This window comes from Halomonas ventosae, assembly GCF_004361885.1.
Taxonomy (GTDB): domain Bacteria; phylum Pseudomonadota; class Gammaproteobacteria; order Pseudomonadales; family Halomonadaceae; genus Halomonas; species Halomonas ventosae_C.
Window position 1 is genome coordinate 179555 of sequence record NZ_SNWH01000005.1, and the last position, 23383, is coordinate 202937.

The window sequence follows — 23383 nt, forward strand, 5'->3', positions numbered from 1 at the left end:
ATGGCGCAACTCAGCCCTTCGTTGGCCTCTGCTCCCCCTGCCCACTGGCATGTTGCCATTCTGCTCTGTACCTATCAGGGCGAAGCCTACCTGGCTGAGCAGCTCGACTCCATCGCCGCACAGACCCACCCGCACTGGACCCTGTGGGTATCCGACGATGGCTCCAGCGATGGCACCACGAGGATACTCGAACACTACCAGCGCCGCTGGGGCCGGCAGCGCCTACGCCTGCGGCTCGGGCCGCAGCGAGGCTTTGCGGCCAATTTCAACAGCCTGCTGGCGGATGCCGACATCCAGGCCGATGCTTTTGCCCTGGCCGACCAGGACGATATCTGGCACGCCGACAAGCTGGCGCGGGCGGTGGCCTGGCTGGCTACCGCGGCGGCTGAGGCCCCCTCGCTTTATGCAGCGAGGACGCGCCTGGTCGATGCCAAGGGTTTCCCCATCGGGCTTTCACCGCCCTGCCGCGCGCCCGGGTTTGCCAATGCGCTGGTGCAGAACATCGCCAGCGGCAACACCATGGTGCTCAATGCAGCTGCGCGCCGGCGGCTCGTCGAGGCCGGCCTGCCCGAGGTCGGCCTGCACGACTGGTGGTGCTACCTGTGGATCAGCGGCATCGGCGGCCTCGTGTACTTCGACCCCGACCCCTGCCTCGACTACCGACAGCATGGCGGCAACCAGATTGGCATGCGCGCCGGCTGGAGCAGCATCTGGCCGCGTGTGAAGCGGCTGTGGCAAGGGCAGCACCGCCAGCACCTCGATTCCCAGCTGAACGCGCTGCAAGCTCGCCAGGCCTGGCTGACGCCATCCCACCGCCAACAGCTGCAGTGCTTCCAGGCGGCGCGTCGGCAGCGCGCCCTGGCCAGGCTGTACGGATTCTGGCGGGCGGGCGTCTATCGGCAATCGCGGCTGGGCCAGTGGGCCCTGTACGTGGCCGCAATTCTCAATAAGTCGTGACTGCTGTAGACTATGGCCCGCTGCGCGAGGAGCTACTGCTGACGCGCCTGCCTGCGCCAGCCCCGGCACACCGGCGAGCCGCCACTTCCGGGCGCTGTGGCCAGGGCCGCAGTGGGCGCCCCAACCTCAAGGAACCCATGAATCCGCACACTCCACACAGCATTGCGCCGCCCGCCATGCTGGATCACCTCTGGTGCCATCGCGACCTTGTGGTGCGCATGGTCAAGCGTGACGTGGCCGGCCGCTACAAGGGCTCGATGCTTGGCCTGGCCTGGTCCTTCTTCAACCCGCTGATCATGCTGGCCGTCTACACCTTCGTATTCACCGTGGTGTTCAACGCCCGCTGGGGGCTGGAAGCCGAAGGCGGGCGGGCCGGTTTTGCCCTGCAGCTGTTTGCCGGCATGGTCGTGCATGGCATTTTTGCCGAGGTGCTCACCCGCAGCCCCTCGCTGATCCTGGGCAACGTCAACTACGTCAAGAAGGTGGTCTTTCCCCTGGCCATCCTGCCGCTGGTAACGCTCGGTTCGGCACTGTTCCATGCCGCCGTCAGCCTGGCGGTGCTGCTGCTGGCCCAACTGCTGCTCTCGGCGACCCTGCCGCTCACGTTCTGGCTGGCGCCGGTGGTGCTGCTGCCGCTGGTCGTGCTGGCGGCAGGTATCAGCTGGCTGCTCGCCTCCCTGGGGGTCTACCTGCGCGATATCGGCCAGACAATGGGGCTTCTTGCTACCGTCCTGCTGTTCCTCTCCCCCATCTTCTATCCGCTCGAGGCGCTGCCAGAACGCTTCCACCCCTTCATTCTGCTCAATCCGCTGACCTTCATCATCGAGCAGCTGCGCCTGGTGGTTATCGCCGGGCAGTTGCCCGACTGGCTGGGTCTACTGCACTACCTGGCGCTGGCAGTGCTGGTGGCGTGGCTGGGTTATGGCTGGTTCCAAAAGACGCGCAAGGGGTTCGCCGATGTGCTCTGATGCCGTATCCATGGCAGCTCGGGCCGATTCCGCCCAGCCCGAGCCGTCGGCCGCCGTTGCGCCGGAAACCGTGATCCGGCTGGTCGATGTCGCCAAATACTACCAGGTCTACGCCCAGCCCCGTGACCGTCTCAAGCAGTTCGTCATGCCTCGTGTGCATCGCCTGCTGGGCAAGGCGGCGCGCCACTATGGCCGGGAGTTCCGTGCGCTCGACGGGATCAGCTTTGAGGTGGCCAGAGGCGAGACGGTTGGCATCATCGGCCGTAACGGCTCGGGCAAATCGACCCTGCTGCAGATGATCTGCGGAACGCTCACGCCCACCCATGGCGAGATTTACACCCAGGGGCGTGTTGCCGCGCTGCTGGAGCTCGGCGCCGGGTTCGACCCCGAGTTCACCGGGCGCGAAAACGTCTATATGAACGCCTCGGTACTGGGCTTGAGCAAGGCGGAAATCGATGCTCGCCTGGCCGATATTCTGGCCTTCGCCGATATCGGCGAGTTCATCGACCAGCCCGTGAAGACCTACTCCAGCGGCATGTATGTTCGGCTCGCTTTCGCCGTGATCGCCCACGTCGATGCCGACATCCTGGTGATCGACGAGGCCCTGGCCGTGGGGGATGCGTTCTTCGTGCAGAAGTGCATGCGCTTTTTGCGCCGCTTCATGCAGCACGGCACCGTGCTGTTCGTCAGCCACGACACCTCCGCCGTGCTCAACCTCTGCCAGCGGGCCATCTGGCTGGAAGGCGGGCAGGTCGTCGCAGAGGGCTCGCCCAAGAAAGTCGCCAGCGCCTACCTCAAGGCCTTCTTTGAAGGGCAACAGGGCGCCAGCGCCGACGTCGCCAGCGGCGACGCCGGCGACGCCGAGCAGAGCAGCCACTGCCCCGCACAAGCTCCGGTGATCCACCGCCTGACGCGTGACATGCGCCAGGACCTGCTCAACGCCAGCGCCTACCGCAACGACCTGGAAATCTTCCAGTTCGACCCCGCCGCGGAAGGCTTCGGCAAGGGCGGCGCGCTGATCGAGGAGGTCAGCCTGCGCGACGCCGACGACCGAACGCTCACCTGGGTGGTCGGTGGCGAGGAGGTGACCCTCAGCATTCGTGCCCGGGTACACAGCGAGCAGCCGCTGATGCAGCCGATCCTGGGCTTTTACGTCAAGGATCGCCTGGGGCAGACGCTATTTGGCGACAACACCTTCCTGAGCTACCAGGACAGCCCCGTCACCACGCTACCCGGCGGAGTGCTGGAGGCGCGTTTCAGCTTTCGCATGCCCATCCTGCCCCAGGGTGACTACTCCATCAGCGCCGCCATCGCCGATGGCACCCAGCACGACCACATTCAGCACCACTGGCTGCACGATGCGCTGTTCTTCAAATCCCACGCCAGCAGCCAGAGCCACGGCCTCGTCGGTATTCCCATGCATCAGATCAGCCTTCAGGTAAAGCCTTCATCATGAACGAGCCAACTCGAACCGAGCTCCCGAAAACGGGGGAGCGCTTCCTGCCCCAGTTCGAGGGCGATATCGTTGCCGAGCACTACCATCGCTACCTGTTCGCCCGGCGCTACGTGGCCGACAGGCGAGTCCTCGATATTGCCTGCGGCGAAGGCTACGGCAGCCACCTGCTGGCCGGCGTGGCGCAACACGTCATTGGCGTGGATATCGCCGCCGATGCCGTCGCCCACGCCACCCAGCACTACGCCCGCGACAACCTCGAGTATCGCCAGGGCGACTGCGCCGCCATTCCGCTGCCCGACGCCAGCGTCGACGTGGTCGTGAGTTTCGAGACCATCGAGCACCACGACCGGCACGCCGCCATGCTCAGCGAGATCAAGCGCGTGCTGCGCCCGCATGGCCTTTTGATCATTTCCAGCCCCGACAAGCGCGAATACAGCGACGTGCCCGGCTACGCCAACCCCTACCACGTCAAGGAGCTCTATCGTGACGAGTTCGAGGCGCTGTTGGCACGCCACTTTGCGCGCCATGCGGTGGTCGGCCAGCGGGTGGTATACGCCTCGGCCATCATCGACAGCGCTGCGCCCGAGCTGACCACCTACGACGCCAACGACCCGGAAGGCCGCTCCGGGCTGCCGCACCCCCTCTACCTGCTGGCCCTGGCCAGCGACGGCGAGCTGCCGGCAGGCTCCAGCAGCCTCTACCTGCATGGCGTCGAAAAGAGCGATGCGGCGCTTGAGCGCGAGGCCACCATCCAGGCCCGGGAGATGGAGCTTGAGCAGCGTGGCGCCGCCGTGGCCGAGCGCGATGCATCGATCGCCATGCTCGAACAGCAGCTCAAGGCGCGCGTGCACGCGCATGCCATCCTGGCCAGCCATGCCCATGCGCCCACCTGGCTGTTCAAGCAGTTGCTCAGGCGTCTCAAGCGCCGCCTGGCCGAGTGGCGCGCTGGCCCCAGCGCCCGCTACCGGATCGCCGCCAGCGGCTTGTTCGACCCGGCCTGGTACCTCAGCCACAATCCCGACGTGCAGAGCCGCCGGCTCGACCCCCTCGATCATTTTCTGCACCGCGGTGGCTTCGAGGGCCGCGACCCTTCGCCGCATTTCAATACCCTCGACTGGCTGTGCCAGCATCCCTGGCTGATCGAACAGCACCAGCATCCCCTGCTCCACTATCTCGACCACCAGCCTGCGAAAGCCGCCGAGGGGGCGTCGGACCAGAGCCGGGCGCCGGCGGCAGAAGGGGCGCTGTTCGAGCAGCTCTTCCAGGATGCGACCCAGGTAGCTCCGACCTATGTACCGCTGGACGACGCAAGCCTGCCCGAGCCACCGCAGATACGTGCCATCGCCTTCTACCTGCCCCAGTTCCATCCCATCCCCGAAAACGACCGCTGGTGGGGCAAGGGCTTCACCGAGTGGACCAATGTCAGCAAGGCCGTGCCGCAGTTCATCGGCCACTACCAGCCCCGCCAGCCGGGCGAGCTGGGCTTCTACGACCTGCGCCTGCCCCAGGTGCAGGAGCGCCAGGTCGAGCTGGCACGCCAGCATGGGCTTGCCGCCTTCTGCTTCCACTACTACTGGTTCAGTGGCCGCAAGCGCCTGCTGGAGGCGCCCATTGACCAGTATGTGGCCAACCCCAACATCGATTTCCCCTTCTGCCTCTGCTGGGCCAACGAGAACTGGACGCGGCGCTGGGATGGTCAGGAAAACGACGTGCTCATCGAGCAGAAACATCAGCCCCAGGACGACCTCGAGTTCATCGAGGACGTTGCACCGCTGCTAGCCGACCCGCGCTACCTGCGCGTGGATGGCAAGCCGCTGCTGATCGTCTACCGGGTGGATATCCTGCCGGATGCACGCAAGACCGCCGAGACCTGGCGCCGCTACTGCCGCGAGCAGGGCATCGGCGAGCTGCACCTGGTAGCGGCGCAAAGCTTCGGCATCGGCGACCCGCGCCCCTACGGATTCGATGCCGCCGTCGAGTTTCCGCCACACGACACCCACGCGCGGCGCATCGAAGAGCGCCTGGAGTTCATCAACCCCGATCATCAGGGGCAGGTGTACGACTATTGCAGCCTGGTCGAGACCCAACTGGCCAAGCCCCCGGTCGACTACCTGCGCTACCGCACCGTTTTTCCCTCCTGGGATAACGAGGCGCGCAAGCCCGGACGCGGCTTTATCTTCGCCGCTGCCACGCCGGGGCGCTACCAGCAGTGGCTGGCCGGTGCCTGCCGCGAAGCCAACGCCTTGCCGGAAGCGCAGCGGCTGGTCTTCATCAACGCCTGGAACGAATGGGCGGAAGGCGCCTATCTGGAGCCGGACCGCCGCTACGGCTACGCCTACCTGGCCGCCACGCGTAACGTCATGCAGCGCTATTGCGCGAGCGCCCTGCCGGCCCTGCCGGCACCGGGCTTTCCTGTTCCCCCCGAGCTGCACAACCTTAAGGCCCGGCACGCCACGGCCGTGGTGCTGCATCTCTACTACACCGAGCTGTGGGATGAGGTCACCGGCTACCTGGCCAACCTGGAGGATGCGTTCGACCTTTACGTCACCCTGCCGCCGGATGTCGAGACGCCCATCCGCGATACCATCCTCGCCTGGAAGCCGGATGCGCACCTGATACCCCTGCCCAACCATGGCCGTGACATCCTGCCTTTCCTGCGGGTCATGAACGCCATCGCACCGTTGGGCTATCAGCAGGTTTGCAAGGTACACGCCAAGCGCTCCGTCCACCGTGGCGATGGCGACCGCTGGCGGCAGGCATTCTTCGGCCAGCTGCTCGGGTCGCGCCGGCAGGTGGCGGCCATTCTCGATGCCTTCGCTCGGCACCCCGAGCTGGGCATGGTCGGGCCGCATGGGCACTGGCTGGAATACCGCCTCTACTGGGGCGACCACCGGGGTGGCCCCGAAGGCATCCGCCGGCTGCTGGATACGTTGGGCGTGTCGCTGGCCCTGGAGGAGGTCCGCTTCTTCGCAGGCAGCATGTTCTGGTGCCGCCCCCAGGCCGTTGCCCCCCTGCTGGAGCAGCTCGCCCTCGACGACTTCGAAGAGGAGGCCGGCCAGACCGACGGCACCCTGGCCCATGCACTGGAGCGCGTTTTCGCCGCGGTCTGCCAAGGTGCCGGCATGCGCGTTACCGACACCCAGGCGCCCGCTGCGGCCGAGGAGCCGCTGCCCGTTCACCCCTACCCCTTTGCCCATTCCAGGGTGCCGCTGGGGCATGCGCCAGCAGAAGAGGGCGCCCTCGATGCCCCCCGGCATCGCTTCAAGGGCTGGCTCATGCAGCGGGCGCAGCAGGCAAGGCGCCGGGCCGGTGCCCTCAAGCGCCGCCTGTCATGAGGCGACCCGTATGCAGCGAACACTGTTCACGACCTGCCGCCAAAATACGTGCGGCATCGCTGAACAACACGAAAACTGATGTAGCGGGGGGTGAAAAGGGCTGCTACCATCGGCTCGAGTGAATCGCGCGATTCACGGTAGGCGCCGAAGGCGGCCTTGATTTTTCCTTGCACGTGACGCTATCGTCGGAAGGGAGGCAAGGGTCGGTACAAGTGGGTTGCCTGCTTGCTTTGGCTTGATCTCTCAGCAAGGGATCCCCCCAGGGGTTGAGGATCGACCTGGCAATTCAAAGGGATGCCTGCCAGGCATCTTCACATATGCATATGTAAGGAGTGTACCTACATGGCTATTAGCTTTAACGAAAATTTCTACCTGCAAGAAAAGCTCGCCCAACTGCAAAGCGCCGGTGAATCACTTTCCACCGTTGAGCAGGTAGCAGACGCGTTCACGGCCGCTGGCCTGACAGCCCAGGCGCACTATCAGGCGTACGGCGCTGCCGAAGGCCTGAACCCCAATGCCGACTTCGACACCACCCTCTACCTGGATCAGAAGCTGGCTCAGCTTCAGGCCGCCGGCGAAACCCAGTTCCAGAGCCCCGGTGATGTCCTGGTGGCCCTGCAGGCTGCTGGCCTCTCGCCGCTGGAGCACTACAACCAGTACGGCGCCTTCGAAGCCCTGAGCCCCAACGCCAGCTTCAATGTTTCCGCCTACCTGCAAGACAAGCTGGCCCAGCTGCAGGCCGCCGGCGAGACTCAGTACCAGACCACCGAGGACGTCCTGAATGCCTTCCAGGCCGCCGGCCTCACCCCGCTGGAGCATTTCAACCAGTACGGCCAGGCAGAAGGCCTGACCGCCAAGCCGGTCGTCGGCGGCACGCCGGGTGATACCTTCAGTCTCACTGCAGGTGATGACCAGTTCTTCGGTACTGAGAACAACGATACCTTCACTGCTGACGCTGGCACCCTGGGCGCTAACGACCAGCTGCTGGATCAGAACACTGAAGATAACGACACGCTGAATGCGGTTATCACCAATGCCAACAAGACGGCTGGTGCGGCTACTCTGCTGAACATCGAGAACGTTAACCTCGACCTCGACGTGTTCACTGGTGCGGCTTTCAACGCTGACAACACCACTGGCGCGACCATCACTGCTTCTAGCTCCAAGCTGGGCTTCAACGGTGAATTCCAAGTAACCAACACTGGCGATAACAACGTTACCGCTGGTGAAAATGTTACCGACCTGACAGTTTCTGACCTAGAAGCCGGTATGGTTGATGCGGGCGCTGCTGAAACTGTTGATGTAAACGTTTCCGCTGGCAACACTGCGAACGTCACTGCTAATGGCGATGTTGCACTGGATGTTTCTGGCGCTACTGACCTAAATCTGACAGCGACTGCTGATACAGCTATCGACCTTACAGAAGCTGGTGTCGATACCATCGTTGGTACTGGCGAAGGTGCCATCACTCTGAACACCACTGTTACAGCTGCTAGTGGCGATGAAATTACTGGTATCGATACTGTTGTAATCGGTTCTGGTTCTGGCGACGTTGACGCTTCAGATTTCGATGTTGCTACCATCGAAGTAGCTACTAACATGTCTGGTGACCTAACAGTTGCTGATGCCGCCAATGTTGAAGTAACCGAAGAACAGGTAGCAGGTCTGACTGTTTCTGGCTCTGCAGCGACTAACACTGCGACGGTATCTTCTGCCCTGTCGTCTGTTGGTTCCTTGAGCTTTGCTAACTTAGCAGCCGCTACGCTGAACCTGTCCGCGACTGATGCAGAAGTAGCTTCGGTCGATGGTGCGACCGGCTCTGGCGCTGTTGCTCTTGATATCAATGTCACCGACGGTGCTGAGATTGCCAACCTTGATGGCTCTAACCTGACACTGGTAGGTGCAGGTGATGTGGTTGTTACCTCTGGCGACGGCGCTACAGCGCTTGACGCTTCTGCTCTTGAAGGTGCGCTAGAACTGACTTCTTCTTCCAGTTCTGGTAGCCAGGAAATTGCGGGCGGCCAAGGTGATAACGTTATTGAATTCACGGCAGCTTCTGGCGACAAGACTTATGTCGGTCAGTCTGGCAACGATGAAGTGACTTTCACTTCTGGCTCTGTTGGTATTGTAGAAGTGTCTTTCGCGGGCGGTGATAACACCATCGATCTTGGTGCTGTTTCTGGCAGTTCAGCAGAAGCATCAGTCATCGGTGCCGATGGTGTCGATACCCTGAAGCTGAATGGTGTGACAGGCAAACTAGCTGCCAACCTGGGTGCGGGCGACGACGTTGTCGAAATGACTTCCGGCTCTAACTCTGGCGGTGATCTGACCCTGGCCTTCGGCGAAGGTAATGACACCCTGAAAGTCGCAGCCTCTGGTGATCTGTCTGATGCGTCAGTAGAGATCACTGGTCTGGAAGCTATCGAAATCGGCGGTTCTGGTGCTGCAACTTTCGCAGCAGAGCAGCTTGACGGCAAAGAGTTGACTGTTTCCAGTGAAGATGGCTCTGGCTCCCTAATTGTTGATCTGGCAGTTTCCGGTGGCGATAGTGTTGATCTCTCTGGCGTTAGCCTTAGCAACATTGTAGGTAGCAGCGTAGAGGCGACTATTAATGGTGGCTCTGGTGCTGACACTATCGTGGGCACCCAAGGCGACGACATCATCATTGGCGGCTCGGGCAATGACACGCTGACTGGTGGGGCTGGTGACGACACCTTCCGGTTTGCCTCTACTTTTGCTTCCGGCTCTGGTAGTGACACTGACGGTGAAGATACAATTCAAGACTTCACTGGCGGCGATGTGATTGAGTTTACCGGCTCTGCTCCGGCTTCTTTGAATATTGCCAACGTTAGTACTGCTTCTGGATCAGAAGATAACGGCATTGCAGTTTTCTATGACTCTGCGAACGATGTCACCACTCTGACCGTGGATCTAGATACATCCGGTAGTAGCACTACTAACGACCTCAAGATCACGTTGGTTGGTCAGTACTCTGCTGATGACTTTGCTTATGCCTCAGGCGATCTCAGTCTTGCTTAATCCCTCTCTCTGAGAAGGATGCCTATCCTCGATAGGTAACAGCATAACCCCCGACCCTGGTCGGGGGTTTTTTCTACCTGCATCATAATTATTGTATAAGTGACTTATGGCTAACACCCCAACTGCTACCTCTCAGCGTAAGCCCCGCTTGCTCTGGGCTAACCCCTTTTGCTTGTTAGATACCGCTAGCGGTGCTTCTATTTCTGCTCGTCAAATGTTGATCCAACTGGCCCAGCAAGGCTATGAAATCATGGTAGTGGGGGCTACCATCTTTGATGCCGAAAAAGGCACTTTTAAACTACGCGATCATTGGAAAACGATTGAGGAAAAACACAATAAGGTCGTGAAGGTTAACGATGGCGTGCTCACCCATCATCTTATCGCGACTAAAAGCATTATCCGTAACCAAATGACCGCCCAGGAAGAGGGCACTTGGTATGGGCTTTATACCAAGGCGCTTAAGGAGTTTAAGCCGGATCTTGTTTGGTTTTATGGAGGGCAGACGCTCGATATGCTCATTCCTGATGAAGCACGGTCAAGGGGAATTCCTAGCGCTGCTTATTTGGTGAATGGCAACTACCAAGGAACCCGCTGGTGTCGTGATGTGGATCTGATTATTACCGATAGTCAGGCGACGGCTGATTTCTATAAAGAGCGCCAAGGGTTTTCACCCGTGCCGGTCGGAACGTTTATAGACCCCCAGACGGTGCTTGCGGAGCATCACGAGCGTAAGCACTTGCTATTTATTAATCCTTCTCTTCAAAAAGGGGCTGGAATAGTGGTGCAGATGGCTGTGCTATTGGAAAAGCAGCGACCCGATATCAAGTTCGAGGTGGTGGAGTCGCGCGGGAATTGGCACGCGCTGGTCAAAAAGATCACGGCGATGCTGGGTGAAGAGCGTGACTCGCTGAGCAATGTCACCGTGACGCCCAATACCGACGACATGCGGCCAATCTATGGGCGTGCGCGGCTTCTGCTAGCCCCCAGCTTATGGTGGGAAAGCGGCGCCAGAGTACTGGTCGAGTCAATGATCAACGGGGTGCCAGCCGTGGTCACGGATCGTGGCGGAAGTCCTGAGATGATCCAAAACGGCGGATTAAAGATCAAGCTGCCCGAGCAATGTCACGAAAAGCCTTTCACTAGCCTCCCTAAACCTGAGCTTTTACAGCCGCTACTTGATCGCATCATTCAGCTTTACGACGATGAGGTGCTGTATCAGCAATATGTGGCTCGCGCGCGTGAGGTGGGCCGGACGCGTCATGCACTGGCGACCAGTACTGGCCGGTTGATGGAGGCCTTTGCGCCGCTGGTTCGTCGCCAGGCTGGGGATCGAAAGCCCGGCTCGCCGGCTCAAGTCGACAAGACGCACCAGCATGGCCTATCTGTCGAAGGCCGGACCGACGAAAGTCGCGTCTACCGTGAGGTTTGCCAGCGTTTTCGCATGTTTACCCCGAATTCTGCCGGTTGGACGGGGGGCTTGCGGGCGTTGGCCGATCTGACGCAACAGTCGGCAACAGCCACTATCGAAGCACTCAGCCTGCTGGCTGCCAAGTCGGGGCTGGATACGCAGGTTGCCGTCCAGGATCTGGCCCAGCTCCCGCAGACACTAGCCTCCGAGTCCCTTACCCAACGCTTGGCCGAGCTGTTCAAGGAACACGGCTCCGACAAGGCGACAGCGCATAACTATCACCTGCTGTATGGGCATATCCTGGCATCTGCGGGCGATGCCCCGACGATTTTCGAAATCGGCCTGGGGTTGAACAATGTCGATACTCCCTCGAACATGGGAGCCAAGGGCCGTCCGGGTGCCAGTCTTCGAGCGTTTCGAGATTGCTTTACGCAAGGGCAGATTTTTGGCGCGGATGTCGACAAGCGGATTCTGTTCGAAGAAGAACGCATCAAGACACACTTCATCGACCAGACGAACCCTGCCACGTTTACGGCACTGGGAGACTGGTTGCCCACTGACCTGGATCTCCTGATCGATGATGGGCTGCATGCGCCCGGGGCGAATCTGAACACCCTGTTGTTTGGTCTCGACCGTATCAAGCCGGGCGGCTGGATCGTCATCGAGGACATTCTTCCGCCCATGCTGCCGATCTGGAAGCTGGTGGCACAGTTGCTTCCGCATGGCTTCGAACCGGGGGTCATCAAGGCCAAGTCCTCGCTGCTGTTCGTCGTCAAGCGAACGCCGTCTTGAGCGCTTCGCGCTAGCGAACATCGGAGGGTTCATGGCTACGGTATTGGTCACAGGCGGTGCCGGGTATATTGGCACTCATCTCCTGGTCGTCTTGCAGCAGGCTGGGCACCATGTGCTGGTTCTGGATAATTTCAGCAATGCTGCCGAAGTGGCTCTCGATCGTGTCACGGCGATTACCGGTCAGCCCGTCACCGCCTGGCGGGCCGATGTGCGTGATCGCCGGATGCTACGTGATCTGTTTGGAAAGCATACAGTCGATCATGTGATTCATCTGGCCGGGCTCAAGGCGGTGGGGGAGAGTGTTACCACCCCATTGACTTACATCGACAACAATGTGGGTGGGAGCGTGGCGCTGCTGGAGGAAATGGCCCGCGCCGGGGTTCGCTCGCTGGTGTTCAGCTCTACCGCGACCGTCTATGGCGAGGCCGTGGCCAGCCCTGTTGGCGAGTGCGCGCCGACGGGGGGCGTGACCAGCCCTTATGCACGTTCCAAGTTGATGGTCGAGGACGTACTGGCCGACGTGGCGGCAGCGGATCCGCGTTGGCAGATTGCCGTGCTGCGCTACTTCAACCCGGTCGGGGCTCATCCTTCGGGTTGCATTGGGGAAGATCCCCTGGGCACCCCCAACAACCTCATGCCGATCCTGTCGCAGGTCGCCGTCGGGCGGCGTTCATCTCTGGCAATCTACGGGAACGATTACCCGACTCGCGATGGCACCGGTGTGCGTGACTACCTGCATGTCATGGACCTGGCGGAAGGGCACCTGCGTGCCATGGAGCACATGACGGGCCGTCCGGGATGGCGTGTCTGGAATCTGGGGACTGGACGGGGCGCCAGCGTGCTGGAGGTGTTGCGTGAGTATGAAGCTGTCCTCGGGCGCTCGATTCCGCACCGTTTCGTCGCCCGTCGCCCCGGGGATATTGCCGAATACTACGCTGACCCGGGCAAGGCCCAGCGTGAATTGGGATGGCAAGCTACGCGGACGCTGACCGATATGGTTCGAGATGCCTGGCAGTGGCAGGCCCGTAACCCACACGGCTATTCGACTCGGCAGAAACGCCTCGAAGCATCCTTCTGATAGGCCATCAGCCGTTGAGCATTGGGACCAAGACGTGACTCGGACGCCACTCACATTTGAACTGCTCCAGGACAGCGACGCCCTGGCCGCGCTGGCACCCGAGTGGCGGGCGCTCTCGGCTCGCCTGGCCACGTCGCTCGACTGGTTCGCTACCGCCGATTACACCCGGGCGTATCTGTCCTTCTTCCAGCCTGCGCAGTGGTTCGTGGTCGCCATCCGCGACCGCGACAGTGGCGAGCTGTGTGGCGTGTTCCCGTTGCAGGTTTTTACCCTGACGAAGGGAGAGCAGCGCTACCGGGCCTGCAAGCCGGTCGGTGTGCCGTTTCTGCCCTATGTGGAGTTTCCGGTCCAGGGTGAACGACGACGCGAGGTGTTGGGAGTCCTGTTCAACGCGGTATTGCGCAATCGCCTCGGCGTCGACCTGGTGTTTCTCGGCCCGCTGCACGAGCAGTCGCCGTTGTATCTCGCCTTGCTGGAAGACTTGGGGCGCACCGCCTCGCTGCTGGCTTGGCGCTATCATGGCAATGCGCACACCGTCGACACCCGACTGCAGTCCTTCGATGACTATGCCCGCACGCGCTCGTCGAAGGCGCTGGCCGATGCGCGCTACAACGAACGGCGCCTGAGTCGGCAGGGCGACTTGCGCGTGACGTTCAGCAATGCCGGCGATCCGGCAAACGCCTTACGGATCGACACGTTGTGTCGCATGAGCCGGGAGCGTTTCGGCGACAAGCTGGTTCACGCCAGCATCCCGCAGTGGCCGGAATATATTCGCCATCTGGTCTCGAGTCTTGCGTCCGGCGGCCAGGCCGAGCTGGCCAGTGTACTGTTCGATGACCATCCTATCGCTTTGGGACTGAGCTTCTGTCACAAGGGGCGTCGGAATTTCTTCCTCACCGGCTTCGATCCCGACTATGCCCGTTACTCCCCGGCCAAGATCCTGCTGGCCCACCTGGTCGAGCGCACCTATGCCGAGCGCGGCGTGCTGTGCCTGGGGGCCGGCAGCCACCCCTACAAGCGACTGTGGGCCACCTCGGTGGGGGAGCTGAAGTGCGCCGTGGTGAAGCTGAACCCGGATATCGGTGAGGCGCTGGACGCGGTCCTGCAGCCCAAGAACCTGTATCGGCTGATCGGCTTTTAGCGGCGCCGGGTCTCTGGCGAGGAACGGGGAAGGCCATACAAGCTGCGCCGGACTTCTCGCCGCTTGAGCCGCGATTGCCGTGACGATTGGCCCCCATGCCGCCCCGTGCGGCGCTTTATGCTGCTCCTGCCCTGACAGCATAAACGCGGCCCACGGGCCGCTGCAGGCTGCTATCATGGCCCAATGACCGACTTCCCCGATGCCCAGGGCCCTGATATGGCCCCGATCCCTCCCGAGACCCGCGAGGCGCTGCTGGCCACGCTGGCGGGTTACGAGCACTTGCTGTTCGAGTCGATGGGCCAAGCGGACTACGACGCGCTGCGGGCCGTGTACGCCGACTGGGTCGAACGGCTAGGTGATTCGCCGGAAGCCATCGCGATCTGTGATGCCCTGGACGACTTCATCGATGCCAACGTCGAAGAGGGCGATGCCGAGCGGGCCTACTTCGATCTGGTGGCCTCGGTGCAGCAGGGTGGGAAGTAGGGCATCCTGTCAGCCATGAAGATTTCCAACGCCCCCGTCAGTTACCAGACGCACGTCCGCCCCGCGCAGGTGCGGGACATGATCCGCCATTGCACGGCCTTGCAGGCGGCCTACGATCGTCTGGCCAGCGCAACGATCCAGCATCCGCAATACTTCCTGGACGTCAGTGCGCAGCCTGACTGGCGGGTCGTGGCCATGCAGTGGCCCTCGCAGCCGGAAGTCACGGCTTTCCGGGAGGCTGCGCTCAACAATCACTTCGTCTGTGCCAACTGGAAGCCGTTCGATCAGCTCCAGGGGGAGGCGTACCGGTCACGGGAGGCGTTGCTGCAGGGCCGTCCCTTGGTGCCGATGGAGGCCGATTTTCCCTGGCTGCGCCGCTTTATCCACTCCGTGGTGACGTGGGAGAGGGACAAGGCTGACCCCTGTCCCCCGACACTGCGGGTGGCGGCAGCAAACCAAGGCTGGACACTGGTTGCCAGCGCCTTGCAGCAGGAGCTGAAGGCGTTTGTTAGCGGTGACGATCCCGGGACGGAACTGGGTCGCTGAAGCCGCTTGCGGTATTCCGGGTTGGGGGAGAGCAGTATCCACATCAAGAATGCGAGGAGCGGCTCCGCTTACTCGGGCTTGATCAAATAATAGCCACTAGCATTGACTACCCCCCTCGCGTGTGGCTCTTGGTAATACTCTTGCTCATCAAAGAACGGTAAGGCTTCGACACGGTACTCTACGCCGTTGCGTAAGGCGGGCACGCGGGGGCCGCCGAAAATATTTTCACGCATCGTGTATTGCTTGTGTCTATCCATTTTGACATGCCCCATTTTTTGGAGCAGCTTCACGGCTTCACGTAGGCGTTGATCATTTTCTCTGCCACGCAAACGGTAGGGACCCCGTTGCTTTAAGTTCGTCATGGTAAATGTCCACTGCCTGCCACGAGCGAGATGCGAAGGGAGTTCGGGAGAGGATGCATAGGGTGGTTGGTCGTCATTATCAGCCCATTCGAGCAGCGTCTTTGCCAGCTCGTTGGCATCGGAGACGACTTGCGGCTCTCCGGCGAGATAACGTTGGAAATGTTGCGAACATTTCAGAACAAGCTCGTAGCAGAACTTCAAGGTGTCATGAGAAATTTCGTCATCACCCTCCTCGAAGTGGTGCAGGATAGCCGCCATGCGGGTGATGTTTTCCATCAGTTTGGATGCGTGGTCTTTATAATAGTGGTAGGGCTGGTTTGCCTGCATGGCATCTTCAATGCCTTGATGGTATTTTTTCCACTGGCTGCTGGCCGTCTCCGAGAATTTCAAGACCTTTTTATTTTTGGCCCTGTCGTCCAGATGCGGGGTGTCTGTCGTGGAATCGGTTAGAAGCGCTTCGACCCGGCGATTGAATGCATCAAGATGAGGAAGGGGGCCGAGTGGGCGTGTTTGGCGAGTCCCTGCCTTCTCTTCTGGCTTGACGACCAGAAAACGAGCGAGAAATCCCATTCCTCGAGCTTCCTCGCCGCGCTTGGAGAGGAAGCGGTGAATCACGCTCGGTTGTGTCATTAATGCCATGGTGAGACGTGCACCGGAAAGGATAAAGCCTGGGCGTGTCATGCGATCCACGATCACGTCCCCGCCATCCCATAGCGTGTTCAGCTTATCGAGTTCTTGGAGTGCGCGTCCGCTAAAAACGCTGTTGGCTTCGCTAGTCAACAGGCAGCCATGGGGAGAATAATCATTCAATAACTGCACAAGTGCTTGAGGCGTCGTGTCATCGTAGAGTAATCGTGGGCGCTGAGGGAAAGCGGGCTGTTTCTTTCTCAGCTTCTGTAACGTCTCCTTGGCTTTCTGGCTTGTAGCGTCATCACCGTTCTTGATGGCTTTTCGGTAGGTCCCTTCCCAGGCGCGTACCTCTTGCTTCCAGAGGGCCTGCTCATCCATGTAATGGTCGAGGCGCTCATCCGCGACCTCGGCCGCCTTCCGGTTGAGGGTGGTGATAGCCGCGAAAAAACGATTTTGCACCGTTGTTTTGCGCTCTCCGGACTCTGCCAGCGTCAGGAGCATCAGCGGGGTCTGAACGCAATGCCCTGTCGGGTACTGCACATCGATCCAGCCTTGGCAGGCGACAGACATGGCACCCAAGGCCGACATCATGGCCATTTCCCTGGGCACTTGAAGGGCCGACTCTGCTTCTAGCACCGCTGACCAGAATAGGCTGTGTTCACGATACTCGGGCCAGTGATCGGGCCGGGTGTTGGCGAAGGGAACCTGAACAGCCTCGTCTGCCCTGCTGTCACTACTCTCCATTATCTTTTTCCTATTCAGTTTTTATCCTGCTATACCTGCTAGAATATAGCGGTTATAGCAGGGTTTATAGCCTTTTGTATTTCTATTTTTTGGGATGCAAGGTCAATACTGGGCAAGGCGTGAACCGGCCCAGGCAAGCAGCGACACCCTAATCGCCACTGTTGGCCGGACATGCATTCTCGGCGGGCTACCCTGGGCGACCAGGACCCAGCTCCTTGAGACCCCGTTCCAGCAGGGTCCGCGCGGGGCCCGACGGACGGCGTCGACCCTGCTCCCATTCCTGCCAGGTGCGCACGTTGACCCCCAGCCGATAGGCGAAGGCGGCCTGGGTATCGCCCCGTGACCGTCGCAGGCGGATGGCGGCCTGGAGCAGGGCGTGAATGTCCTGGGAGCCGTGCGTCTCGCCCGGCGTTGCCGAGGCCGGGATGGGGGCATGTGTCGTGGGGTCTGTGGCCAGCCTGCTGGAGAAGAGCGGCGCTTCCGGAGGGGGTGGGTTACGCGGAGGCTGGCGGTAAGCGGCTACGGTTTGGGGGTTGTTCGCTTCGTAATTGCGTAGCCAGCGATCGGCAGGACTGTCCATGGGGGGTCTCCTGGTAATGGAAAAAGGCAGGGTACGGCAGTGCCCTGTCATGGGTTAACAGCGGCTCGTGCCGAACACATGCACGCCTTGCTGGAAGGGCTTGGTGTGCGCCTTGCAGAGGTAGCTGAGATTGAAGACCGCTTCCTCCTGGCCCATGAAGTCGTCGCGATGCAGGCAAGCCGTGTAGGGATAGCCCGTGATGGGATTCTTGCCGACCTGAACCAGACCTTCGACGTCGCAGGACAGATAACCCAGCGCCCTGGCCCAGGCGCGTGCGATTTGGTGATACAGGCCTCGCCCTTCGTATCCGCCGCCTTCCGAGGGCTTCAATCTGCCCAGTTGATAGTAGGCGTCGTAGTTCACGTACATCATGAGGTGGTAATGCGGCTTGTCGCTATTGTGCTGCTCCCGGCACCACACATAGCGCAATACCGTGGTGTATTTCGTACCGGCCTTGACCAGCTCTGCATTCAAATGGCGGAAGAAGGCGCTGAGGACGGCATTGTCATTGGTGAGCGCGAAGGCGGGCATCCAGTCTGGAAAGCGCAGGTCAATACGAAAGGCCAGCACCCGGTTGTAATGCGCAAGCGCGCGGGTTTGTGTCAACAGGCTTCGTTCCAGATAATTCTCGACCAAGGGCGCCTCGGCATGCTGGTTGACTTCGAAGCCCCGATAGTAAGTGTCGTAATAACAGTTCAGTTTGGTGTGCAGGGGATGGCGCTTTGGCTGTGATTGAAACATGGATGATTTCCTTGTGACGCGCAGGAGGAAGCGTCAAGCCTTTGGCATTGACGCGATTATGGATCAGGGAGAATTTGCTTAACGCCCTCAGAAGAGAGGGCGATATCTTGAGAATGCATCATGGGGTATGGCCCATGACAGCCTGTAATGGCTGGATCAATCCGCTTTCAGGGATTGAGTGGTTAAGGGGACTGATTAAGTTATCAGGTTATCTGTTCAGGGATTAGAGGTAAGTAGATTTAGATATATTACTGCCCCGTCATGGCAGCTTATTCGTGTGCCCCGGAAGGACTGGGGATAATGACGCCAACGCCCCGGACGTACCGGGGATCGTTGTCGGTTCCGTGTTCTAAAAACTTTCCATTGAACGCGCGTTACAAGCATGACGCTCATGGGATGCCAACGGTCTGTCAAATAATACGTCATCGCCGGAGTCGCTTTCCGCACGGGCATAACCCCGGGATTTTCCGTCAGCCACGTAACGGCACTGACGGCATCCGACAACGATTCAAAAAATCTTCAGCCACGTACTACCTCCTTGAAGCCGGGAAGCGATGGCTTCGATGACACGTCATTCCCACCTCAGGAGGTTTTCATGACGCTCACATGTCCGAGCTGTGGCTCGCCGCGGGTGCGTGTGCGACACCGCGGTCGCAAGGTTGGCGGAGGGATCGGGGGTACGGCAGGGGCGGCCAGCGGGGCTGCCGGGGCGCTCAGCGGCGCCGAGACGGGAGCCCTGGTGGGTGCCTGGGCCGGGCCGGTCGGCCTGACCGTGGGTAGCCTGGCCGGGGCGATCTTTGGTGGCCTGGTGGGCGGCACGGCGGGCGGTCTCGCCGGTGCCCGTCTAGGCCAGCAACTCGATGCCCGCCTGCTCGATAGCCACCAGTGCCTGGCCTGCGCGCACACCTTCCGTCCTCACGTCGATTAACACCCCTCAGTGATGAGCCACCGGCTTTCTGCTGTCGTTCATTGCATCCGACTAACGGCCCAGCCCGCTGCCTTCGGGGAGCGGGCCGTTATGCCGTGTTTGTGTCTCAGGAGAGAGATCATGACCCAGCCCACGTCACGTCCCACTACGCTGTCCCCGGTTGTCGCGGATGAAGCGGCCCGTTCCGCCCGGCTGCCGGAGAGTACCGATTCGGGAGCTCGAGCCGGTACCGCCGCATCCACCTCCGAGGCCACCGAGTCGCCCAGGGCCTCGTTATCCGCCCGGGCCCAGCCGGGCAGTGTCACCGCTTCGGTCCTCGCGGCCCTCGAGCAGAGCGGGGTGCCGTCGCCAACCTCGACGCCGATGGGGCGAGCCCCGCGACCGCGTCGCCCTGACGGCCCCCAGCGCCGCTATCGTGATCAGGCCCGGCGCCTGGTCGATACCCGCGCCCTGGATCGCAAGGCCTGGCTGTCGATTCGCCAGAGCGGGATCGGCAGTAGTGATGCCGCCGCAGCCGTGGGCCTCAACCCCTACAAGTCCCCGCTCGAACTGTGGCTGGAGAAGACCGGTCGCCAGCCGGAAACCACCGACCCGGCCCCCGAGGCGCAACTGACCAGCCCGCTGCATTGGGGCCAGGTGCTCGAACCGCTGGTCGCTGAGCACTACGCCCGGCACACCGGCCATCGGGTGCAGCGGGTCAACGCCATTCTTCAGCACGTCGAGCACCCCTGGATGCTCGCCAACCTGGATCGCGAGATCGTCGGCAACGACGCCGTGCAGATCCTCGAGTGCAAGACGGCCGGACTTCACGGCGCCCGGCTGTGGAAGAGTGGGGTGCCCGAGTACGTGCAGCTGCAGGTGATGCACCAGTTGGCGGTCACCGGTCAGCAGGCCGCCGATGTCGCGGTCCTGCTCGGGGGCCACGAGCTGCAGATCCACCGCATCAAGCGTGACGAGGCGATGATCGCGCAGCTGATCGCCCTGGAGCGCCAGTTCTGGGACTGCGTCGAGCGCGATACGCCACCCCCGGCGGATGGCAGCGAGTCGGCGGATCAGGCCCTGCGAAGCCTGTTCCCCCAGGATGACGGCGAGACCGTCGACTTCAGCCATGACGTGGGGCTCAGCCAGGCGTTTGTCGACCTGCAACGGGTGCGCCAGACCCTGGAGGACGCGAAGAAGGAGGAGCTGCGTCTCAAGCACCGCCTGCAGCAGGCCATGGGCACCGCGACGCTGGCGACGTTTCCCTCGGGCAGCCTGAGCTGGAAGCAGACCGCCCCGGTGAAGCGACTCGACACCAGGGCCCTGCAGAAAGACCACCCCGGCCTGTGTGCCGACTACCTGAAGACCCATCCCGGCTCACGGCGTTTCGTGGTACGTCGCTGAGCGGTTCTCCCATCCCACTCGAAACCTGACAATCCCTCATCCACCGAACGCCTCAGCGCGGCTCTCCGGCCGTTCTGGGGCGTTTTGCGTTGGGGGTGACCACTTGAAGAGACAGGAGGTTCCCATGCTCAAGGGACTCGCCATTACCCCGCCGATTCTCGGGCGGATCACCATCGGCAAGGTGGTGGAGAATCATGGCAAGCGTCTGCCGCAGAAGGACGATCAGTTCACCATTACCTCGCAACTGCAGACCCGCGAGGGCTGGCTGCGCCACCCCCTGGACGAGGCACTGCGCAGCGAGCAGGAGGGCAAGCTGCGGCGCATTCCCATCCGGTTGCTGTTCAACGACCCCGACCTCAACCTGCGCGCCGAGTACGCGCTGTTCGATCGTCAGACGGCACGCCCGCTGTGCGTGGGCGACGGCGAGCAGTGCAAGCGCCGCACCCGCGAAGGCATGGAGACGCTGCCGTGTCCGGCCCCTGACGCCTGCCCGCTGGCCCAGGGCGGGGCCTGCAAGCCCTACGGACGGCTCAACGTGCTGATCGGCGACGACGACCCGCTGGGCAGCTTCATCTTCCGCACCACCGGGTTCAACTCGATTCGCACGCTCGCCGCGCGACTCGCCTACTTCAAGGCGATCTCCGGCAACCGGCTGGCCTGTTTACCGTTAGAACTCCGGCTGCGTGGCAAGTCCACCCGCCAGAGTCGGGGCACGGCGATCTTCTACGTCGACATCACCCTGCGCGAGGGCTGGACGCTGGAAGAAACGCTTTCAGAGGCGCAACGCCTGGATGGCGAGCGTCAGCAGAGCGGCTTCGACCAGAAAGCCCTGGATCGGGCCGCCAAGGCCGGCTTCGCCAATGGCGCGTTCGAGGATAGCGCCGAGGAATCCGCCGAGGTCGTGGAAGAATTCTACCCCGACGCCCCTGAACACCCACCGGGCGGACAGGACGCCAACGCCCCGTTGACCCTGGCCGACAAGCTGCAGGCCAAAAGCCAGCAGCAGGGCAAGAGCCAGCAGCAGGGCAAGGTCGAATCGGCAGATCAGGAAGACTCTCACCTAAAAGCGGCATCACCCGCACCGGCGACGGGCAATAGCCAGCAATCCCAACCCCGCCAGGCCAAACGGGTCTGACTTCTGACGATAGCCGTTTCACCGTGCAACGCGGGATCTTGCTCTCAACCATTCCCGACTTACCCACGCTTTCGATTCACCCCCGTTTCGAATCACCCCACGCCACCGCACCGACGACGCCCGCTGCCCTTGAAGGCGCGGGCCGTTATGCCGTGGCTGACCGATAAGGAGACTCACCATGCGCATTCTCACTCACGACCAACTGCACCGTGTCGCCCAGGCCATCTTTGCTCAGCAACCCGATCAAGCCGTGTCCGAGCGCTACGGCTTCGTGCCCACCATCAACGTGGTCGATGCCCTGCAGGCCGAGGGCTGGTACCCGGTACGCGCCCAGCAGACCAACGTGCGCCAGATGGAGCGCCAGAGCGTGGCCCGGCACCTGATCCGCTTTCGTCAGGACCCCGACCGGCAAATCTCGGTAGGGGATAGCGTCACTGAATTGGTCCTCACCAACAGCCATGACCGTAGCGCGGCCTTTCAGCTGGATTTGGGGCTGTTTCGGTTGATCTGCCTCAACGGCATGGTGACGCCAGTGGGGGACGTGGGCGGTATCCGGGTGCGTCACGGCAAGCAGATCGTCGATGAAATATTGGAAGGCTCGATTCAGTTAAGCCATCAGGTGCCTCGGATTGCCGAAGGCGTCGAGGCCTTTCGATCCACCCTGGTCAGCCAGGACGAGGCCCAGCTGTTCGCCGAGACCGCGCTGTCGCTGCGCTATGGCGATGATTGGCAGCAAACCAGCCCCGTACAGCCGGGAGCCCTGCTCGAAGCGAGAAGAACCGAGGACGCCAACGGCTCGCTGTGGAGCGTGTTCAACCGCACTCAGGAAAACCTCTTCAAGGGTGGGCTGCGTGGACGCTCCGCCACTGGCCGTCGTACCCGCACGCGCCCCATCCACAGCGTCACCGAGGACGTGCGCTTGAACCGCGCGCTGTGGACGCTCGCCGAGCGCTTCGCCGACCTCAAGGGCGCGACTATCGCCGCCTGACCGACGATAAGGAGATCCACCATGACCCCAGCAACAATGCCGCTGCCGGAAGCGGCGCCTCCCCAGCTGATGGCCGGGGAAGAGCCCGGTACCTATCGCGTCAATGGCGACGTCACCGAGGCCCAGCTGCTGCACCTGGCCAAGCTGATCGCCCGCAAGCGACTCAGCAAGGGCAACAAGCTCGGACGCCCCGATGAAGTCCACCGCTGCCTGCAGACGCTGCTGCTCGACTACTCCTTTGAAGTCTTCGGTACCCTGCTGCTGGACACGCAACACCGACTGATCGCCTTCGATGAGCTGTTCCGGGGCACTATTGACGCAGCCAGCGTCTATCCACGGGAAGTGGTCAAGCACGCCCTGGATCACCACGCCGCCGCTGTGATCCTGGTCCACAACCATCCTTCGGGCGACCCCGAGCCCAGCGACGCCGACCGGCGCATCACCCAGCGGCTCCAGGACGCCCTGGGCCTGATGGAGATCCGCACCCTGGATGATGTCGTTGTCGGCCACGACGGCTACGTGTCGTTCGCCGAACGGGAGTGGCTGTAAGCTCACCCACTACCCCGCACCACCGCTGCGCTCACCACCGCCCCGCCTCACGGCTGCCCTGACTGGCGCCGTGGGGCGGGGCTCTCTCGTAGGGCGCGCTTTTTTCTTTACAGGGCAGGGGGATAGAGTGAGGGAGATAG

The 23383-nt window shown here is 61.7% G+C and carries 18 protein-coding genes; 15 read left to right on the plus strand and 3 right to left on the minus strand.

Annotated features, from left to right (window positions below; translation table 11 throughout):
- The 10 genes from DFO68_RS06185 to DFO68_RS06230 all read left to right on the plus strand — a co-directional run bounded on the left by DFO68_RS06185 (position 1) and on the right by DFO68_RS06230 (position 15203).
- Positions 1–957: a glycosyltransferase family 2 protein gene (locus DFO68_RS06185; RefSeq protein ID WP_133482789.1), complete on the plus strand. Its 957-nt coding sequence runs from the start codon at positions 1–3 to the stop codon at positions 955–957.
- Positions 954–1925, plus strand: coding sequence for an ABC transporter permease (locus DFO68_RS06190; RefSeq protein WP_243726434.1), 972 nt, complete (start codon positions 954–956; stop codon positions 1923–1925). Before DFO68_RS06185 ends, DFO68_RS06190 begins: the two co-directional genes overlap by 4 nt.
- Positions 1915–3381, plus strand: coding sequence for an ABC transporter ATP-binding protein (locus DFO68_RS06195; protein ID WP_243726435.1), 1467 nt, complete (start codon positions 1915–1917; stop codon positions 3379–3381). The genes DFO68_RS06190 and DFO68_RS06195 overlap by 11 nt, the downstream gene beginning before the upstream one ends.
- The gene (locus tag DFO68_RS06200; protein WP_133482790.1) at positions 3378–6716 is read left to right on the plus strand and encodes a glycoside hydrolase family 99-like domain-containing protein; all 3339 of its coding nucleotides are present in this window, start codon (positions 3378–3380) and stop codon (positions 6714–6716) included. Before DFO68_RS06195 ends, DFO68_RS06200 begins: the two co-directional genes overlap by 4 nt.
- 342 nt (positions 6717–7058) lie before the next feature.
- A complete protein-coding gene (locus DFO68_RS06205; RefSeq protein ID WP_133482791.1) occupies positions 7059–9755 on the plus strand; it encodes a calcium-binding protein in 2697 nt (898 codons plus the stop codon).
- A gap of 214 nt (positions 9756–9969) precedes the next feature.
- Positions 9970–11955, plus strand: coding sequence for a glycosyltransferase (locus DFO68_RS06210; protein WP_208107369.1), 1986 nt, complete (start codon positions 9970–9972; stop codon positions 11953–11955).
- Positions 11956–11986: 31 nt separating this feature from the next.
- On the plus strand, positions 11987–13033 hold the full coding sequence (gene galE, locus DFO68_RS06215; RefSeq protein WP_133482793.1) for a UDP-glucose 4-epimerase GalE: 1047 nt from the start codon (positions 11987–11989) through the stop codon (positions 13031–13033).
- Between the two features lie 34 nt (positions 13034–13067).
- A complete protein-coding gene (locus tag DFO68_RS06220; RefSeq protein WP_166637531.1) occupies positions 13068–14174 on the plus strand; it encodes a GNAT family N-acetyltransferase in 1107 nt (368 codons plus the stop codon).
- Positions 14175–14390: 216 nt separating this feature from the next.
- Complete coding sequence (locus DFO68_RS06225; RefSeq protein ID WP_133482795.1) at positions 14391–14657, plus strand: hypothetical protein; 267 nt, start codon at positions 14391–14393, stop codon at positions 14655–14657.
- Between the two features lie 15 nt (positions 14658–14672).
- Positions 14673–15203 carry a hypothetical protein gene (locus DFO68_RS06230; protein WP_133482796.1) on the plus strand — a complete coding sequence of 177 codons (531 nt, stop codon included), beginning with the start codon at positions 14673–14675 and terminating at the stop codon, positions 15201–15203.
- A 68-nt stretch (positions 15204–15271) separates the two neighbouring features.
- On the opposite strand, the gene DFO68_RS06235 is transcribed toward DFO68_RS06230, so the two are convergent.
- From DFO68_RS06235 to DFO68_RS06245, 3 genes are all read right to left on the minus strand, one after another.
- Entirely contained in the window at positions 15272–16939 is a 1668-nt protein-coding gene (locus DFO68_RS06235) for a YfjI family protein (protein WP_133482797.1), read from the minus strand.
- A gap of 187 nt (positions 16940–17126) precedes the next feature.
- Entirely contained in the window at positions 17127–17519 is a 393-nt protein-coding gene (locus tag DFO68_RS16045; RefSeq protein WP_133482798.1) for a helix-turn-helix domain-containing protein, read from the minus strand.
- 54 nt (positions 17520–17573) lie between these two features.
- A complete protein-coding gene (locus DFO68_RS06245) occupies positions 17574–18260 on the minus strand; it encodes a YagK/YfjJ domain-containing protein (protein ID WP_133482799.1) in 687 nt (228 codons plus the stop codon).
- A gap of 595 nt (positions 18261–18855) precedes the next feature.
- On the opposite strand from DFO68_RS06245, the gene DFO68_RS06250 reads away from it, so the two are divergent.
- The 5 genes from DFO68_RS06250 (at position 18856) to radC (ending at position 23243) form a co-directional block, all read left to right on the plus strand.
- A complete protein-coding gene (locus DFO68_RS06250) occupies positions 18856–19188 on the plus strand; it encodes a hypothetical protein (protein WP_133482800.1) in 333 nt (110 codons plus the stop codon).
- 120 nt (positions 19189–19308) lie between these two features.
- Positions 19309–20571 carry a YqaJ viral recombinase family protein gene (locus DFO68_RS06255; RefSeq protein ID WP_347813121.1) on the plus strand — a complete coding sequence of 421 codons (1263 nt, stop codon included), beginning with the start codon at positions 19309–19311 and terminating at the stop codon, positions 20569–20571.
- A gap of 124 nt (positions 20572–20695) precedes the next feature.
- On the plus strand, positions 20696–21706 hold the full coding sequence (locus DFO68_RS06260) for a hydrolase or metal-binding protein (RefSeq protein WP_243726436.1): 1011 nt from the start codon (positions 20696–20698) through the stop codon (positions 21704–21706).
- 178 nt (positions 21707–21884) lie between these two features.
- On the plus strand, positions 21885–22694 hold the full coding sequence (locus DFO68_RS06265) for a DUF932 domain-containing protein (RefSeq protein WP_133482801.1): 810 nt from the start codon (positions 21885–21887) through the stop codon (positions 22692–22694).
- A 21-nt stretch (positions 22695–22715) separates the two neighbouring features.
- Entirely contained in the window at positions 22716–23243 is a 528-nt protein-coding gene (gene radC, locus DFO68_RS06270) for a RadC family protein (RefSeq protein ID WP_243726437.1), read from the plus strand.
- Positions 23244–23383: the final 140 nt, after the last annotated feature.

What these genes read in the sequence shown, in the direction of transcription:
- DFO68_RS06230 (WP_133482796.1), top strand. Translation starts at nt 14,673, where the DNA reads ATGAAGATTTCCAACGCCCCCGTCAGTTACCAGACGCACGTCCGCCCC.
- DFO68_RS06200 (WP_133482790.1), top strand. Translation starts at nt 3,378, where the DNA reads ATGAACGAGCCAACTCGAACCGAGCTCCCGAAAACGGGGGAGCGCTTC.
- DFO68_RS16045 (WP_133482798.1), bottom strand. Translation starts at nt 17,519, where the DNA reads ATGGACAGTCCTGCCGATCGCTGGCTACGCAATTACGAAGCGAACAAC.
- DFO68_RS06225 (WP_133482795.1), top strand. Translation starts at nt 14,391, where the DNA reads ATGGCCCCGATCCCTCCCGAGACCCGCGAGGCGCTGCTGGCCACGCTG.
- DFO68_RS06265 (WP_133482801.1), top strand. Translation starts at nt 21,885, where the DNA reads ATGCGCATTCTCACTCACGACCAACTGCACCGTGTCGCCCAGGCCATC.
- DFO68_RS06245 (WP_133482799.1), bottom strand. Translation starts at nt 18,260, where the DNA reads ATGTTTCAATCACAGCCAAAGCGCCATCCCCTGCACACCAAACTGAAC.
- DFO68_RS06250 (WP_133482800.1), top strand. Translation starts at nt 18,856, where the DNA reads ATGACGCTCACATGTCCGAGCTGTGGCTCGCCGCGGGTGCGTGTGCGA.
- DFO68_RS06210 (WP_208107369.1), top strand. Translation starts at nt 9,970, where the DNA reads ATGTTGATCCAACTGGCCCAGCAAGGCTATGAAATCATGGTAGTGGGG.
- DFO68_RS06205 (WP_133482791.1), top strand. Translation starts at nt 7,059, where the DNA reads ATGGCTATTAGCTTTAACGAAAATTTCTACCTGCAAGAAAAGCTCGCC.
- radC (WP_243726437.1), top strand. Translation starts at nt 22,716, where the DNA reads ATGACCCCAGCAACAATGCCGCTGCCGGAAGCGGCGCCTCCCCAGCTG.
- DFO68_RS06185 (WP_133482789.1), top strand. Translation starts at nt 1, where the DNA reads ATGGCGCAACTCAGCCCTTCGTTGGCCTCTGCTCCCCCTGCCCACTGG.
- DFO68_RS06255 (WP_347813121.1), top strand. Translation starts at nt 19,309, where the DNA reads ATGACCCAGCCCACGTCACGTCCCACTACGCTGTCCCCGGTTGTCGCG.
- galE (WP_133482793.1), top strand. Translation starts at nt 11,987, where the DNA reads ATGGCTACGGTATTGGTCACAGGCGGTGCCGGGTATATTGGCACTCAT.
- DFO68_RS06195 (WP_243726435.1), top strand. Translation starts at nt 1,915, where the DNA reads ATGTGCTCTGATGCCGTATCCATGGCAGCTCGGGCCGATTCCGCCCAG.
- DFO68_RS06235 (WP_133482797.1), bottom strand. Translation starts at nt 16,939, where the DNA reads ATGGAGAGTAGTGACAGCAGGGCAGACGAGGCTGTTCAGGTTCCCTTC.
- DFO68_RS06260 (WP_243726436.1), top strand. Translation starts at nt 20,696, where the DNA reads ATGCTCAAGGGACTCGCCATTACCCCGCCGATTCTCGGGCGGATCACC.